A 15,534-nucleotide genomic window follows, 5' to 3' on the forward strand; every position below is an offset into this window, starting at 1 on the left:
TACCTGCACGTCCTACCTGTCCCGTGCGGGCGCTGCCGGTAACCTCGCACGTATGGCCTCACGTACCTCTGGCAGCGGCAACTCCCGGCAGCGGTCCGGAGGTAGCACGGCCAAGAAGCCCGCGGCGAAGAAGGCGCCCGCGAAGAAGGCACCCGCCAAGAAGCCGCCGCAGAAGAAGGCCGGGGGCGCGGCCAAGGCGCCGGCCAAGAAGCCCGCCCCCTCGCCGACCGGCGGTGTGCTGCGGCTGCTGCGCGCGATCTGGCTCGGCCTTGCCCGCACCGTCGGCGCCCTCTTCCGCGGCATAGGGCGCGGCGCCAAGGGACTCGACCCCGCCCACCGCAAGGACGGCCTCGCGCTGCTGCTGCTCGGCATCGCCCTGATCGTCGCGGCCGGCACCTGGTCGAACCTCAAGGGCCCCGTGGGCGAGCTGGTCGAGATCCTGATCACCGGTGCCTTCGGCCGCCTCGACCTGCTCGTGCCGATCCTGCTGGCCACCATCGCGGTACGCCTCATCCGCCACCCCGAGCAGACCGAGGCCAACGGCCGTATCGTCATCGGCCTGTCCGCGCTGGTGATCGGCGTGCTCGGGCTCGTGCACCTGGCCTGCGGCACCCCCGGGCGCGGCGAGGGCACGCAGACCATCAGGGACTCCGGCGGGTTCGTCGGCTGGGCGGTGTCCCGGCCGCTGGTCACCACTCTCGGCGACGTGCTCGCGCTGCCGCTGCTGGTGCTGCTGACCATCTTCGGGCTGCTCGTCGTCACCGCCACGCCCGTCGCGGCGATCCCGGACCGGATCCACTCCGCCGGGGTGCGGCTCGGGCTCGTACAGCCGCGGCCCGATCCGGCGGCCGCGGCCAAGGCGGAGGAGTTCGACGACGACTGGCGCGACGGCCTGGTGCGTACGGACGAGGACGACGCCGACGACGAGCCCCCGCCGCCGCTGCGCCGCCGCCGCACCCGCAAGGCCCCCGCCGCGCCGGCCGCCCCCGCACCCGCGCGGCGCGCGGCGGCCGATCGCGACTACGGCGGCATGGACCCCATCGACGCGGCCGCCGCCGCGGCCACCGACCTCGACGGCGCCGTGCTGCACGGCGTCCAGCCCTCCCCGCTGCTCGCCAACCTCACCCACGGCGTCGCCGAGCGCACCGGTGGCGTGCCGGCCGCGCGCGAGGAGTCGGGCGCGGAGGAGGCCGTACGCTCCGAAAGCGTCGAGAACTCCGTCCCCGACCTCACCAAGCAGGCCGCCGAGCCCGCCCCCGCCGCCCTGCCGCCCCGCGCCGAACAGCTCCAGCTCTCCGGCGACATCACCTACGCGCTGCCGTCCCTGGACATCCTGGAGCGCGGCGGCCCAGGACGGACGCGCAGCGCCGCCAACGACGCCGTCGTCGCCTCCCTCACCCAGGTCTTCACCGAGTTCAAGGTCGACGCCGCCGTCACCGGCTTCACCCGCGGCCCGACCGTCACGCGGTACGAGGTGGAGCTGGGCCCCGCCGTGAAGGTCGAGCGGATCACGGCGCTGACGAAGAACATCGCCTACGCCGTCGCCAGCCCCGACGTGCGCATCATCAGCCCCATCCCCGGCAAGTCCGCCGTCGGCATCGAAATCCCCAACAGCGACCGCGAGATGGTCAAGCTCGGCGACGTGCTGCGGTCCGCGGAAGCGGCCGGCGAGGACCACCCGATGCTCGTCGGCCTCGGCAAGGACGTCGAGGGCGGCTACGTCTCGGCGAACCTCGCCAAGATGCCGCACATCCTCATCGCCGGCGCCACCGGCTCCGGCAAGTCCTCCTGCATCAACTGCCTGATCACCTCCGTCATGGCGCGGGCCACGCCGGAGGACGTGCGGATGGTGCTGGTCGACCCGAAGCGGGTGGAGCTGACCGCGTACGAGGGCATCCCGCACCTGATCACGCCGATCATCACCAACCCCAAGCGGGCCGCCGAGGCCCTGCAGTGGGTCGTCCGCGAGATGGACCTGCGCTACGACGACCTCGCCGCGTACGGCTACCGCCACATCGACGACTTCAACGCCGCCGTCCGCTCCGGCAAGGCCACCGCACCGCCCGGCAGCGAACGGGAGCTGGCCCCGTACCCGTATCTGCTGGTGATCGTCGACGAGCTGGCGGACCTGATGATGGTCGCGCCGCGGGACGTCGAGGACGCGATCGTACGGATCACGCAGCTCGCCCGCGCCGCCGGCATCCACCTGGTGCTCGCCACCCAGCGCCCCAGCGTCGACGTCGTCACCGGGCTCATCAAGGCGAACGTGCCGTCCCGGCTGGCCTTCGCCACCTCCTCCCTCGCCGACAGCCGCGTCATCCTCGACCAGGCCGGCGCCGAGAAGCTGATCGGCAAGGGCGACGGGCTGTTCCTGCCGATGGGCGCGAACAAGCCGGTCCGGCTGCAGGGCGCGTACATCGAAGAGGACGAGATCGCCACGGTCGTGCAGCACTGCAAGGACCAGATGGCGCCGGTCTTCCGCGAGGACGTCGTGGTCGGCGGGGCGAAGAAGAAGGAGATCGACGAGGAGATCGGTGACGATCTCGATCTGCTGTGCCAGGCGGCCGAGCTGGTGGTCTCCACGCAGTTCGGCTCCACGTCGATGCTCCAGCGCAAGCTGCGGGTCGGGTTCGCCAAGGCGGGGCGGCTGATGGACCTGATGGAGTCGCGCGGGATCGTCGGTCCGAGTGAGGGTTCGAAGGCCCGGGACGTACTCATCAAACCGGATGAAATGGACGGAGTGCTCGCCCAACTGCGGGGGCAGGATCATCCGTAACGGCGACCAGGGCAACCGGTTCGGCGCCTGATGCGTCACATCAATGGGCCGCGCGGGTGATCCCGCGGTCGGGCAGTACGTCTATCCCGATGGCCCATTAAGTGTGCTCGACCGGTTGGCCGATCCTTTTACAACCCCCCTAGACTGAACACCCGGCAGGTGGCTCACCCCGAAAGGCGCCCACGTGTCCCTCGGCAACTCCCCCACAGGCGACCGCCCTTCCGTCGGTTGCGCACTTCAGCAGGCCCGCCTTGATGCCAAGCTGTCCGTCGAACAGGTCAGCTTGACCACGCGTGTGCGCATTCCGATCATCCATGCCATCGAACAGGACGATTTCTCTCGCTGCGGCGGCGACGTCTACGCCCGCGGACATGTGCGAACCCTTGCGCGGGCGGTCGGCCTGGAGGCCGGGGACCTCGTCGCGCAGTACGACGCGGAGCACGGCGGCCGGCCCGAGCCGACGCCCGCCGCCCCGATGTTCGAGGCCGAGCGCATCCGCCCCGAGCCGCGCCGCCCCAACTGGACCGCCGCCATGGTCGCCGCGATCGTCGCGGTCGTCGGTTTCGTGGGGTTCACCGTCTTCAGCGGCGGCGGCGAGGACGAGCCGGACGGCTCCTCGGTGGCCGGGGAGTCGCAGGGGTCGCAGAAGCCGAAGGACCCCGACTCCGGCAAGGACGGCGCCGAGGACAAGCAGAGCCCGCAGCCCTCGGACAGCGCGGTGGCGGGTGCCCCGCCGGACAAGGTGACGCTGCGGATCGTCGCGGCGGACGGGCAGAGCTGGATCTCCGCGCAGGGCGCCGACGGGCGCGAGCTGGAGGAGGGCGTGCTCGCCCAGGGCGACTCCGTCACCGTCACCGACAGCGAGAAGATCTACCTCGTCCTCGGCAACGCCGGCGGCGTCGACCTGTTCGTCAACGGCAAGCAGATCGCGGAGGACTTCCAGCCCGGCGAGGTCGAGCGGCTGACGTACACCAAGGGCGATCCCGAGGCCGGCTGACCTGCCCCGCCGGGCGGCTGCGCGGGCCCGGCCTGCGGCAAGGCTCGTACGTCCGTGCCCTCGCTCTCCCGTGCTTCGCGCAGGCGTGCGGAATGCGGCTGGTCGGCGGCGGTTTGCGGGCGCGGGACGAAGTAGGCTGAGCCCATGCCAGAACGCCGCACCGTCGCCCTCGTCACGCTTGGCTGCGCCCGGAACGAGGTGGACTCCGAGGAGCTTGCGGGCCGCCTGGCGGCGGACGGCTGGGATCTCGTCACGGACGCCGCCGCCGCGGACGTCGCCGTCGTGAACACCTGCGGATTCGTCGAAGCCGCCAAGAAGGACTCCGTCGACGCCCTGCTGGAGGCCAACGACCTCAAGGACACGGGCCGTACGCAGGCCGTCGTCGCCGTCGGCTGCATGGCCGAGCGGTACGGGAAGGAGCTGGCCGACGCGCTCCCGGAGGCGGACGGCGTCCTCGGCTTCGACGACTACGCCGACATCTCGGTGCGGCTGCAGACCATCCTCTCCGGCGGCGGCCACGCCGCGCACACCCCGCGGGACCGCCGCAAGCTGCTGCCGATCAGCCCCGCGGAGCGGCAGGACGCCGCCGCCCGCGGCGCGGCGGCGCTGCCGGGCCACGGCGACCCGGGCGCCGCGGACCCGGCCGGCCCGGCAGACGCGACCGCCGCCGCCCCCGCCGCCCCCGCCGACCTGCCGGCCGGGGTCGCCCCCGCCTCCGGGCCGCGGCCGCCGCTGCGCCGCCGGCTCGGCTCGGGACCCGTCGCCTCGGTCAAGCTGGCCTCCGGCTGCGACCGCCGATGTACGTTCTGCGCGATCCCCTCGTTCCGCGGCTCCTTCGTCTCCCGCCGCCCCTCCGACGTCCTCGGCGAGACCCGCTGGCTGGCCGGGCAGGGCGTACGGGAGATCATGCTCGTCTCCGAGAACAACACCTCGTACGGCAAAGACCTCGGCGACGTGCGGCTGCTGGAGACGCTGCTGCCCGAACTGGCCGCCGTGGACGGCATCGAGCGGATCCGGGTCAGCTATCTGCAGCCCGCCGAGATGCGCCCCGGGCTGATCGACGTGCTGACGTCGACGGAGAAGGTGGCGCCGTACTTCGACCTCTCCTTCCAGCACGCCGCCCCCGAAGTGCTGCGCGCGATGCGCCGCTTCGGGGACACCGAGCGGTTCCTGCAACTGCTGGCGGAGATCCGCTCCCGGGCGCCGGAGGCGGGCGCGCGGTCGAACTTCATCGTCGGCTTCCCGGGCGAGACCGAGCGGGACGTGGAAGAGCTGGAGCGCTTCCTCACCGCCGCGCGGCTCGACGCCGTGGGGATCTTCGGCTACTCCGACGAGGAGGGCACGGAGGCCGCGACGTACGGGTCGAAGGTCGCGCCGGAGGCGGTCGCGGAGCGGCTGGCGCACATGACGCGGCTGGCGGAGGAGCTGACGGCGCAGCGGGCCGAGGAGCGGGTGGGGGAGACGCTACGGGTCCTGGTGGACGCGGTGGAGGATCCCGGTCCCGACGCCGGTGCGGACCCCTTCGCGGACGCCGGGGAGGTCGTCGGCCGCGCGGCGCACCAGGCGCCGGAGACCGACGGCGTGACGCTGCTGGCCGGCGGGACCGCGCGGCAGGCGGCGCCGGGGGCGCTGGTCACCGCCAAGGTGGTGGGGAGCGAAGGCGTGGACCTGCTGGCGGAGCCGATAGGCGAGCCCGATCGGCGGCGGCCCAGGGAGCCGGCCGAGGAGGCCGCGAGATGAGCCCCGCCCCGGCCGTCGGTCAGGCCGGTCTGTGGAACATCGCCAACGTCCTCACCATGGTGCGGCTGCTGCTCGTACCGGCGTTCGTGCTGCTCATGGCCGCCCACGGCGGCCATGACCCGGCCTGGCGCTCGTTCGCATGGGCCGCCTTCACGGTCGCCATGATCACCGACCTCTTCGACGGGGAACTGGCCCGCCGCTACGACCTCGTCACCGACTTCGGCAAGATCGCCGACCCCATCGCCGACAAGGCGATCATGGGTGCCGCGCTGATCTGCCTGTCGGCGCTGGGCGACCTGCCCTGGTGGGTGACGATCGTGATCCTGGCGCGGGAGATCGGCATCACCTTCATGAGGTTCTGGGTGATCAGGCACGGTGTGATCCCGGCCAGCCGGGGCGGGAAGCTGAAGACCCTGGCCCAGGGCGTGGCCGTGGGCATGTACATCCTCACCCTCACCGGACCGCTCGCCACGCTGCGCTTCTGGATCATGGCCGCCGCCGTGGTCCTGACCGTGGCGACCGGCCTGGACTACGTCAAGCAGGCGATCGTGCTCCGCCGCAGGGGGCTGGCCGCCGAACGGGAGCAGAGAGTCCAGTGACCACACAGAACACCGACGGGGCCGCGGCCGGCCTGCTCGCCCTGTGCGACGAGCTCGGCGTCACCCTCGCCGTCGCCGAATCCCTCACCGGCGGCCTCCTCGCCGCCGAGATCACCGTGGTGCCCGGCGCCTCCCAGGCGTTCCGGGGCGCCGTCATCGCGTACGCGACCGACCTCAAGCGCGATGTGCTCGGCGTCGACAGCTCGCTGCTCGCCCAGCGCGGCGCCGTCGACGGCGAGGTCGCCAGGCAGATGGCCGCCGGGGTGCGCTGGCGGCTGGGCGCCGACTGGGCGGTGGCGACGACGGGCGTCGCGGGACCCGATCCCCAGGACGGCCAGCAGCCGGGCACCGTCTTCGTGGCCGTGGCCGGTCCCGAGGGGCGGACCGAGACGCGGTCGCTGAACCTGACGGGCTCTCGCACGGAGATCCGCACGGCGGCCGTGGGGGAGGCGCTGACGCTCCTCCGGCGGCACCTGGACGCGGCACCGAAGGGGCAAGAGGGGCGGAAATACCCGGAAAATCCTGATCAGGAGGCCCCGTATTCCTCGCTTGGCGAACGGTGAAGATGACTTCCGTCGCCGCACTGTCACGGTCCGAGGCGGTACGGTGGAGCAGAGAGGATCCGGATCCGAGGTCCTAGGAGGGAGCCACGCATGATCCTGCTCCGTCGCCTGCTGGGTGACGTGCTGCGCCGGCAGCGACAGCGCCAGGGCCGGACGCTGCGCGAGGTTTCCTCGTCAGCGCGTGTTTCCCTCGGCTATCTGTCGGAGGTCGAGCGCGGCCAGAAGGAAGCCTCCTCCGAGTTGCTCAACTCCATCTGTGAAGCCTTGGACGTCCGGATGTCCGAGCTGATGCGCGAGGTGAGCGGCGAGCTCGCCCTCGCAGAGCTGGCCCAGTCCGCGGCGGCCACCGAGCCGATTCCCGCCCCCGTGCGGTCGTTCACCGTGACCTCGGTGACGGGAATGCCCGACGAGCGAGTCACCATCAAGGCGCCGAAGGAGCCCGACCCCGTCGCGGCCTGAGCGTAGAGAGCCTGGCACGAGAGCCCGGTCCGCCGTCGGCGGAGCCGGGCTCTCGGCTTGCGTGCGCGGACGTACGGACCGCCGGCGGTCACCCGCCCGGCTGGCAGCGCGGGCACCAGTACGTCACCCGCTCGTCCGTCGCCCCCTGCGCCCGTTTGCGCACCGCCGTCCCGCAGCGCAGGCACGGGCGCCCGCCGCGGCCGTAGACCCACAGCCGCCGGTCGGGGCGCCGGGAGGGCGTCGTCGTACGGGCCACGCGGTCCCGGTTCGCCTCCAGCAGCCGCTGGGCGGCGGCCATGAGCCGGCCGGGCTCGGGGAGCGCGGCGACCGGTGCGTACGGGCTGACGCCGGCGAGGAAGCACAGCTCGGACTTGTAGACGTTGCCGATCCCGGCGAGATTGCGCTGGTCGAGCAGGGCCTCGCCGAGCGGGCGGGCGGGGTCGGCGAGCAGCCGGCGCTCCGCCTCCGCCGGGTCCCAGTCGGGGCCGAGCAGGTCGGGGCCGAGGTGGCCGACGATCCGGTCCTCGGCGGCGGTGCGCAGCAGCTCCAGCACGGGCAGGCGGTAGCCGACCGCGGTGCGGTCGGCGTTGCCGAGGACGGCGCGGATCTGGTGGCCCGGCCCACCGCGCCACCGCTCCCCGTCCGCGTACGTGATCCAGGCGCCCTCCATCCGCAGGTGCGAGTGGAGCGTGAGGCCGCCCTCGACGCGGGTCAGCAGGTGCTTGCCGCGCGGGACGACCTCGGTGACCTCGCGGCCGGTGAGGTCGGCCGTGGCCAGTTGGGGCACGCGCAGGTCGCACTGGGTCAGCCGGCGGCCCGCCAGCGCCTCGTGCAGCAGGCGGGCGGTGCGCCAGACGGTGTCTCCTTCGGGCACGTACCCCATCGTGCCAGGCGCGGGCGTACGGCCCCGGCGTACCGGGTGGGGATAGACCCACCCTGGTCCGGGGCCTGCGGGGGCGGTGCCCTGGGTGCCGCGCGGGCCACGATGGGCGGCATGATGAGGACGGAACAAGGAGGCGGGATGAGCAGGCCGCGGCGGTACGCGACCGCTCTGGGGCGCGCCCTCGTGCTGGTGGCGCTCGCCCCGCTGGTGACCCTGGTGCAGGCTGTCATGCTCCTGTCGCTCGTACTCGCCTTCGGCCTGGGGCTGATGTTCGTCTTCCCCTGGGCCGTCGGCCTCACCCGCGGCGTCGCCAACCTGGCGCGGGCCGTGCACGGCCGCTGGACGGGACGCCCGATCTCCGCGCCGTACCTGCCCGCGCCGCCGCATCCGCGGCCCGGCCCCGACGGGCGCTACCGGCACCTGGGCATCAGCTACCGCAGCCCCGCGCTGCCGGAGTTCTTCGAGCGCGTCCACCGGCTGCTGTCCGACCGCGCGACCTGGCGGGACACGCTGTGGCTGGTCGCCGACCCGGTCGTCGGGTTGGCGATGGCCGCGCTGCCGCTGATAGCCGTCGGCTACGGGCTGGCCGGCATGGCGCTGCCGCTGCTGTGGGACCCCTCGTACCCCGGGGACACCCTCGGGCACTACGCGGGCGTCGAGGTCGCCTCGCAGGGCACCGCCCTGGCGCTCGTGCCCGTGGGCGCGGCGCTCGTCGTGCTCGGCCTGTGGGCAGGGCCGCGGTCGATGGTGCTGCACGCGCGCTGGACGCGGACGCTGCTGGCGCCGACGCGGGCGTCCGAGCTGGCGCTGCAGGTCGCGGAGCTGGACCGGACGCGTACGGCGGCCACCGACTGGCAGGCGGCGGAGGTGCGCCGCATCGAGCGGGACCTGCACGACGGGCCGCAGGCCCGGCTCGTCGCCCTCGGCATGACGGTCTCGGCGGCGGAGGAGCTGGTCGACGAGGACCCGGCGGCGGCGAAGGTGCTGCTGCGGCAGGCGCAGGAGTCGTCGTCCCTGGTGCTGCGGGAGCTGCGCGGGCTGGTACGGGGCATCCACCCGCCGGTGCTCGCGGAGCGGGGGCTCGGGGACGCCGTACGGGCGCTGGCGCTGGACAGCGCGCTGGACGTACGGGTCGAGGTCGACCTGCGCGGGCACCTGCCGGACCCGGTGCAGTCGGCGGCGTACTTCGCGGTGGCGGAGATCCTCGCCAACGCGGGCAAGCACGCGGGCGCGGACCGGGTGGACATCGACCTGTGGCACCGCGACGGCGTGCTGCGCGCGACGGTCACCGACGACGGGCGCGGGGGCGCGGTGGCGGTGGCGGGGGGCGGGCTGCGCGGCGTGGAGCGGCGGATCAAGCCGTTCGACGGGGTGCTGGCGATCAGCAGCCCCGAGGGCGGGCCGACGACGGTGGCGGTGGAGATCCCGTGCCCGCTGGGGGAGGAGTGCTGCGAGCCGGACGCCGCCGCACCCGGAGCGGCGCGGGGAGCGGCGGCCGGGCGCGGGGAGCTGTGGCTGACGGCGCTGGCACCGGTACTGTGTTCCGTCGCGCTGTTCCCGCAGGGGCTGGTCGCGGGGCTGCTCCTGATCTTCGGCACGGACAACAGGTCGTGGTTCCTGGCGCTGTACATGCCGGAGCCGCTGCGCTGGCCGACGGTGCTGGCGATGGTGGCGCTGGGCCTGAGCGGGGTGCCGCCGCTGCTGCGGCGGTGGCGGAAGACCGGCTCGGCGCAGCGGTGTTGACGGGGGGACGCGCGGCCGTCCCGGGTGACGGGGCGGAGAGGAGCGGGGCAGTGCGAGTCGTCCTGGCGGAGGACCAGTACCTGCTGCGGGACGGGCTGACGCGGCTGCTGCAGGCGCACGGCATGGAGATCTGCGCGGCGGTCGAGTCCGGGGACGAGCTGCTGGCGGCGCTGCGGGCCGAGCGGCCGGACGTGGCGGTGGTCGACATCCGGCTGCCGCCGACGTTCACGGACGAGGGACTGCAGGCGGCACTGGCGGCCCGCCGGGAGCGGCCCGACCTGCCGGTGCTGATCCTGTCGCAGCACGTGGAGCAGTTGTACGCACGGGAGTTGCTGGCGGACGGCCGCGGGGCGGTGGGGTACCTGCTGAAGGACCGGGTGTTCGCGGCGCGGCAGTTCGTGGACTCGGTGCGGCGGGTGGCCGAGGGCGGCACGGCGATGGACCCGGAGGTCATCGCGAAGCTGCTGGCGAGCAACGCGCGGGACGAGCCGCTGGGGCGGCTGACGCCGCGGGAGCGGGAGGTGCTGGCGGGGATGGCGGAGGGCCGCTCGAACGCGGCGATCGCACGTCAGCTCTTCCTCTCCGAGGGCGCGGTGAGCAAGTACACGACGAGCATCTTCGCGAAGCTGGACCTGCCCCCGTCGGACGACGACAACCGCAGGGTGCGGGCGGTGCTGGCGTATCTGAACGGGCAGGTGGAGTAGGCCCGCAGCGCCTGCGGCGGCGGTGCCTGGGGCGCGAGGGCTGGATGGCGTGCCGACCGGGTCGCGGGGGCCGCGCCGGTCGGGATGCGGCCGGGCTGGGTGCGGCCCGTGGGTGCCTGCCGCTGCCGCGGCGCGGGGCGCTTGCTGCGGGGCAGCGGTGGGCGCGGGCACGCTGCCGCCGAGGATGGCGCGCGCCTGCGGCGCCGCCTACGGCGGGCGCCGGTGGCACTGCCCCGCTCTCGCCGTCAGGAGCGGATGCGCAGGCCGCGAGGGGTGGCCAGGAAGCCGGACTGCTCCAGGAGCGTGCCCAGGGGGGAGTCCAGGGCCGCGGTGGCGTTGATGCGCTCCACCGTTGCCGTACGGCCCAGGGCGCCGCCGCGGGCCGCCGCCGCGAGCGCTTCGGCCGCGGCGGCGAGGCGGGGGTCGTCCGCCGGGGGCCAGGCCAGCAGCGTGCGGCCGCCGCGCTCCACGTACAGCGCGAGGTCACCGTCCACCAGCACCACCAGCGCCCCGGCCTTCCGGCCGGGCTTGTGCGTCGTGCCGGGCGGGGGCTCGGGCCAGGGCAGGGCCGCCCCGTACGCGTTCGCCGGGTCCGCCGCGGCCAGCACCAGCGCCCGCTGCCCGCCGCGGCCCGCGCCGCCGGCGCCGTACGCCCCTGGACCGCCGCCGCGCGGGCGGCCGCCGCCCAGGGTGTGCCCGCCGTACGGACCCGCCGGCCCTTCCTCGTCCATGAACCCGTCGTCCGCCGCCGCCCCCGCCGCCGCGGCCTCCACGGCCCCGCGCTCCCGCGCCGTGGCCACCGCCCGCAGCCGGTCCACCGCGCCGTCCATCGCGAACTGCGCGGCGCCCAGCCCCTCTACGACGTACCCGCGGCGGGCCTGGCCCGTCTCCTCGAACGCCGACAGCACCCGGTACGCCGCCGAGAAGCCGCCCTCCACGCCCTCCGCCGACACGGCGCCGCGGGTGACGACCCCGTGCCGGTCGAGCAGCGTGCGGGCCAGCGCGTGCGCGCGGTGCGTGGTGTCCGGTTCGCGCTCGGGCAGCAGGGACCAGCGGCCGGAGACCGTCGGCGGACCGTTCCGCGACGCCGTGCGCGCGGCGCCCGCGACCGCCAGGCTGCCGTAACGCCCGCGCGGCGTGGGCCGCTTCGCGCGGTGCGCGGTGGCGCCCGCGGTACGGCCCGAGCCGAGGAGGGCGCGCAGCGGTCCCAGGGTGTCGTTTGTCAGCCGCCCGGACCAGGCCAGGTCCCAGACGGCGTCGGCGAGCTGCGCGTCGGTGGCGTCCGGGTGCGTCGCGCGCACCTGCTCGGCGATCTGCCGGAAGAACAGCCCGTACCCGCCGGTCAGCGCGGTCAGCACCGCCTGGTGCAGCGGCGTGACCTCCAGCGGATGCGGCTCGTGCAGCAGCAGCGGGGCGGAGTCCGCGGGATACAGGGAGATCCAGCCGTCCTTGCCGGGCAGCGCACCGGCGCCTGCCCAGACCACCTCGCCCGAGTTCGTCAGCTCGTCGAGCATCGTCGGTACGTACCCCGCGACCCGCGACGGCAGCACCAGCTTCTCCAGCGCCGACGCCGGCACCGGCGCGCCCTGCAGTTGCTCCACCGCCCGGACGAGGCCGTCGAGGCCGCGGAGGCTGTGCGTGCCCAGGTGCTGCCACTGCGGCAGGAACGCGGCGAGCGCGGCCGGGGCGACGGGCTCCAGTTCCTCCCGCAGCGCGGCCAGCGACCGGCGCCGCAGCCGCCGCAGCACCCCGGCGTCGCACCACTCCTGGCCGATGCCCGCCGGATGGAACTCGCCCTGTACGGTCCGGCCCGCCGCTGCCAGCCGGTGCAGCGCGCCGTCGGTGACCGCCGCACCCAGGCCGAAGCGCGCCGCGGCCTGCCCCGAGGTGAACGGGCCGTGCGTACGGGCGAAGCGCGCCAGCAGGTCGCCCAGCGGGTCCGCCACCGGCTCCGTGAACGCCTCCGGCACGCCCACCGGCAGCGCCGTGCCCAGCGCGTCCCGCAGCCGGCCGGCGTCCTCGACGGCCGCCCAGTGCGCCGTCCCCGCCAGCCGCACCCGGATCGCCCGGCGGGCGCCCTCCAACTCCCGCACCCACGCGGGCTCCGCGCCGCGCTCCGCCAGCTCCTCGTCCGTCAGCGGCCCGAGCACGCGCAGCGCGTCCGCGACGCCCTCGGCGTCCTTGAGCCGCCGGTCGTCCGTACGCCACTGCAGCTCGCGCTCCAGCTCCGCCAGCACCTCGGCGTCCAGCAGCTCGCGCAGCTCCGCCTGCCCCAGCAGCTCGGCGAGCAGCCGGGAGTCCAGCGACAGCGCCGCGGCCCGGCGCTCGGCCAGCGGCGAGTCGCCCTCGTACAGGAACTGCGCCACGTAGCCGAAGAGCAGCGAGCGGGCGAACGGCGACGGCTCCTGCGTCGTCACCTCCACCAGCCGCACCCGGCGGTTCTCGACGTCGCCCATCAGCTCGGTGAGCCCCGGGACGTCGAAGACGTCCTGGAGGCACTCGCGCACCGCCTCCAGCACGATCGGGAACGAGCCGAACTCGCTCGCCACCTGGAGCAGTTGGGAGGCGCGCTGCCGCTGCTGCCACAGCGGCGTGCGCTTGCGCGGGTCGCGGCGGGGCAGCAGCAGCGCGCGGGCCGCGCACTCGCGGAACCGGGCGGCGAACAGCGCCGAGCCGCCCACCTGGTCGGTGACGACCTGGTCGACCTCGCCCTTGTCGAAGAGGACGTCGGCCGCGCCGACCGGCGACTGCCCGTCGTCCCCGGCCGCGTCCGCAGCCGTGCCACCGCCCGCCGGGTCGACGTCCAGCAGGTCGAGGCCCATCAGATCGGTGTCGGGCAGCCGCAGCACGATGCCGTCGTCGGCGTGCATCACCTGGGCGTCCATCCCGTACCGCTCGGTGAGCCGGGCGCCGAGCGCCAGCGCCCACGGCGCGTGCACCTGCGCGCCGAACGGCGAGTGCACCACCACCCGCCAGTCGCCCAGCTCGTCCCGGAAGCGCTCCACGACGATCGTCCGGTCGTCCGGTACGTGCCCGCAGGCGGCGCGCTGCTCCTCCAGATACGCGATCACGTTCCCCGCGGCCCACGCGTCCAGCCCCGCCGCCCGCAGCCGCTCCTGCGCCGCCTGCCGGTCCATACCGCTCAGCTCGCGCAGGAACGCGCCCAGCGCCCGCCCCAGCTCCAGCGGCCGGCCCAACTGGTCGCCCTTCCAGAACGGCAGCCGGCCCGGCACCCCGGGGGCGGGCGAGACCAGCACCCGGTCCCGGGTGATGTCCTCGATGCGCCACGACGTCGTGCCCAGCGTGAAGACGTCCCCGATCCGCGACTCGTAGACCATCTCCTCGTCCAGCTCGCCGACCCGGCCGCCGCCCTTCTTCGGGTCGGCCCCGGCGAGGAAGACGCCGAAGAGGCCGCGGTCCGGGATCGTGCCTCCGGAGGTGACGGCGAGCCGCTGCGCGCCCGGGCGGCCCTTGACCGTCTGCGCCACCCGGTCCCACACCAGGCGCGGGCGCAGCTCGGCGAAAGCGTCGGAGGGATAGCGCCCGGCGAGCATGTCGAGCACGGCCGTGAACGCCGACTCCGGCAGCGCCGCGAACGGAGCCGCCCGCCGCACCAGCGCCAGCAGCTCCTCCACGTCCCACACGTCCATGGACGTCATCGCGACGATCTGCTGCGCCAGCACGTCCAGCGGGTTGGCCGGGATCCGCAGCGCCTCGATGGCGCCCTCGCGCATCCGCTCCGTGACCACCGCGGACTGCACCAGGTCACCGCGGTACTTGGGGAAGACCACACCGCGTGAGACGGCACCCACCTGGTGCCCCGCGCGGCCCACCCGCTGCAGCCCGGACGCCACCGACGGCGGCGACTCGACCTGCACCACCAGGTCCACCGCGCCCATGTCGATGCCCAGCTCCAGGCTGGAGGTGGCGACCACCGCGGGCAGCCGCCCCGCCTTCAGGTCCTCCTCCACCTGCGCCCGCTGCTCCTTGGAGACCGAGCCGTGGTGCGCGCGGGCGATCACCGCGGGCGCGCCCTGCGCCGCGCCGGACTGGGCCATGATCTCGGCGGGCGGCGGCGCGTCCTCCGCCATCGGCTCGCCGGCCGCGCGCTCGTACGCGATCTCGTTCAGCCTGTTGCACAGCCGCTCCGCGAGCCGGCGCGAGTTGGCGAAGACGATTGTCGAGCGGTGCTCCTCCACCAGGTCGACGATCCGCTCCTCCACATGCGGCCAGATGGACGGCCGGTCGGCCCCCGCGCCGTCCTCCTGCGCGGGCGAGCCGCCCAGCTCGCCCATGTCCTCGACGGGCACGACCACCGACAGGTCGAACCGCTTCTCCGACGGCGGCTGTACGACCTCCACCCGCCGCCCGGGGGACAGGAACCGGGCCACCTCCTCCACCGGCCGGACCGTCGCCGACAGGCCGATGCGGCGCGCGGGCCGCGGCAGCAGCTCGTCCAGCCGCTCCAGGGAGAGCGCCAGGTGGGCGCCGCGCTTGGTGCCCGCCACGGCGTGCACCTCGTCCAGGATCACGGTCTCCACGCCGGCCAGCGCGTCCCGCGAGGCGGACGTGAGCATCAGGAACAGCGACTCGGGCGTGGTGATGAGGATGTCCGGCGGACGGTTGGCGATCGAGCGGCGCTCGGCCGCGGGCGTGTCACCGGAGCGGATCGCGACCCGCACCTCCGGCTCCGGCCGGCCGAGGCGGACCGCCTCCTGGCGGATGCCCGTGAGCGGGCTGCGCAGATTCCGCTCGACGTCCACGGCGAGCGCCTTCAGCGGCGACACGTACAGCACGCGGCAGCGCTTGCGGGCCTCCGCGGGCGGCGGGGCGGACGTCAGCCCGTCGAGCGCGGAGAGGAACGCCGCCAGCGTCTTGCCCGAGCCCGTGGGCGCCACGACCAGCACGTCGGAGCCCTCGCCCAGCGCCCGCCAGGCGCCCTCCTGGGCCGCCGTGGGCGCGGCGAAGGCACCCTCGAACCACGCCCGCGTCGCCGGGTCGAACGTCTCCAGCACCGATCTCGCCATGTGAACCATCGTGCACCCGACCACTGACACCCAGCACACTTGT

The 15,534-nt window shown here is 74.6% G+C and carries 10 protein-coding genes; 8 read left to right on the forward strand and 2 right to left on the reverse strand.

What is annotated here, in order from left to right; translation table 11 throughout:
• The first annotated feature begins 52 nt into the window (after window positions 1-52).
• The 6 genes from OG946_RS28715 to OG946_RS28740 all read left to right on the forward strand — a co-directional run bounded on the left by OG946_RS28715 (window position 53) and on the right by OG946_RS28740 (window position 7,134).
• Window positions 53-2,776, forward strand: a complete 2,724-nt coding sequence (locus OG946_RS28715) for a DNA translocase FtsK (RefSeq protein WP_326798866.1) — start codon at window positions 53-55, stop codon at window positions 2,774-2,776.
• A 184-nt stretch (window positions 2,777-2,960) separates the two neighbouring features.
• On the forward strand, window positions 2,961-3,773 hold the full coding sequence (locus OG946_RS28720; RefSeq protein WP_326798867.1) for a helix-turn-helix domain-containing protein: 813 nt from the start codon (window positions 2,961-2,963) through the stop codon (window positions 3,771-3,773).
• Window positions 3,774-3,917: 144 nt separating this feature from the next.
• Window positions 3,918-5,513 carry a 30S ribosomal protein S12 methylthiotransferase RimO gene (gene rimO, locus OG946_RS28725; protein WP_326798868.1) on the forward strand — a complete coding sequence of 532 codons (1,596 nt, stop codon included), beginning with the start codon at window positions 3,918-3,920 and terminating at the stop codon, window positions 5,511-5,513.
• Window positions 5,510-6,112: a CDP-diacylglycerol--glycerol-3-phosphate 3-phosphatidyltransferase gene (pgsA, locus tag OG946_RS28730; RefSeq protein ID WP_326798869.1), complete on the forward strand. Its 603-nt coding sequence runs from the start codon at window positions 5,510-5,512 to the stop codon at window positions 6,110-6,112. The genes rimO and pgsA overlap by 4 nt, the downstream gene beginning before the upstream one ends.
• Entirely contained in the window at window positions 6,109-6,675 is a 567-nt protein-coding gene (locus tag OG946_RS28735; protein WP_442814514.1) for a CinA family protein, read from the forward strand. The genes pgsA and OG946_RS28735 overlap by 4 nt, the downstream gene beginning before the upstream one ends.
• A gap of 90 nt (window positions 6,676-6,765) precedes the next feature.
• On the forward strand, window positions 6,766-7,134 hold the full coding sequence (locus OG946_RS28740) for a helix-turn-helix domain-containing protein (protein WP_018838068.1): 369 nt from the start codon (window positions 6,766-6,768) through the stop codon (window positions 7,132-7,134).
• Between the two features lie 88 nt (window positions 7,135-7,222).
• Here OG946_RS28740 and OG946_RS28745 read toward each other — a convergent pair whose 3' ends face one another.
• The gene (locus OG946_RS28745; protein WP_326798870.1) at window positions 7,223-8,008 is read right to left on the reverse strand and encodes an Fpg/Nei family DNA glycosylase; all 786 of its coding nucleotides are present in this window, start codon (window positions 8,006-8,008) and stop codon (window positions 7,223-7,225) included.
• A gap of 147 nt (window positions 8,009-8,155) precedes the next feature.
• Here OG946_RS28745 and OG946_RS28750 point away from each other — a divergent pair, with 147 nt between their 5' ends.
• Entirely contained in the window at window positions 8,156-9,760 is a 1,605-nt protein-coding gene (locus tag OG946_RS28750; RefSeq protein WP_326798871.1) for a sensor histidine kinase, read from the forward strand.
• Window positions 9,761-9,810: 50 nt separating this feature from the next.
• A complete protein-coding gene (locus OG946_RS28755) occupies window positions 9,811-10,464 on the forward strand; it encodes a response regulator transcription factor (RefSeq protein WP_326798872.1) in 654 nt (217 codons plus the stop codon).
• A 245-nt stretch (window positions 10,465-10,709) separates the two neighbouring features.
• On the opposite strand, the gene OG946_RS28760 is transcribed toward OG946_RS28755, so the two are convergent.
• Complete coding sequence (locus OG946_RS28760; RefSeq protein WP_326798873.1) at window positions 10,710-15,491, reverse strand: ATP-dependent helicase; 4,782 nt, start codon at window positions 15,489-15,491, stop codon at window positions 10,710-10,712.
• Window positions 15,492-15,534: the final 43 nt, after the last annotated feature.

The organism is Streptomyces sp. NBC_01808, from assembly GCF_035917395.1.
Classification (GTDB): Bacteria; Actinomycetota; Actinomycetes; order Streptomycetales; family Streptomycetaceae; genus Streptomyces.

What these genes read in the sequence shown, in the direction of transcription:
- OG946_RS28715 (WP_326798866.1), top strand. Translation starts at nt 53, where the DNA reads ATGGCCTCACGTACCTCTGGCAGCGGCAACTCCCGGCAGCGGTCCGGA.
- rimO (WP_326798868.1), top strand. Translation starts at nt 3,918, where the DNA reads ATGCCAGAACGCCGCACCGTCGCCCTCGTCACGCTTGGCTGCGCCCGG.
- pgsA (WP_326798869.1), top strand. Translation starts at nt 5,510, where the DNA reads ATGAGCCCCGCCCCGGCCGTCGGTCAGGCCGGTCTGTGGAACATCGCC.
- OG946_RS28740 (WP_018838068.1), top strand. Translation starts at nt 6,766, where the DNA reads ATGATCCTGCTCCGTCGCCTGCTGGGTGACGTGCTGCGCCGGCAGCGA.
- OG946_RS28750 (WP_326798871.1), top strand. Translation starts at nt 8,156, where the DNA reads ATGAGCAGGCCGCGGCGGTACGCGACCGCTCTGGGGCGCGCCCTCGTG.
- OG946_RS28760 (WP_326798873.1), bottom strand. Translation starts at nt 15,491, where the DNA reads ATGGCGAGATCGGTGCTGGAGACGTTCGACCCGGCGACGCGGGCGTGG.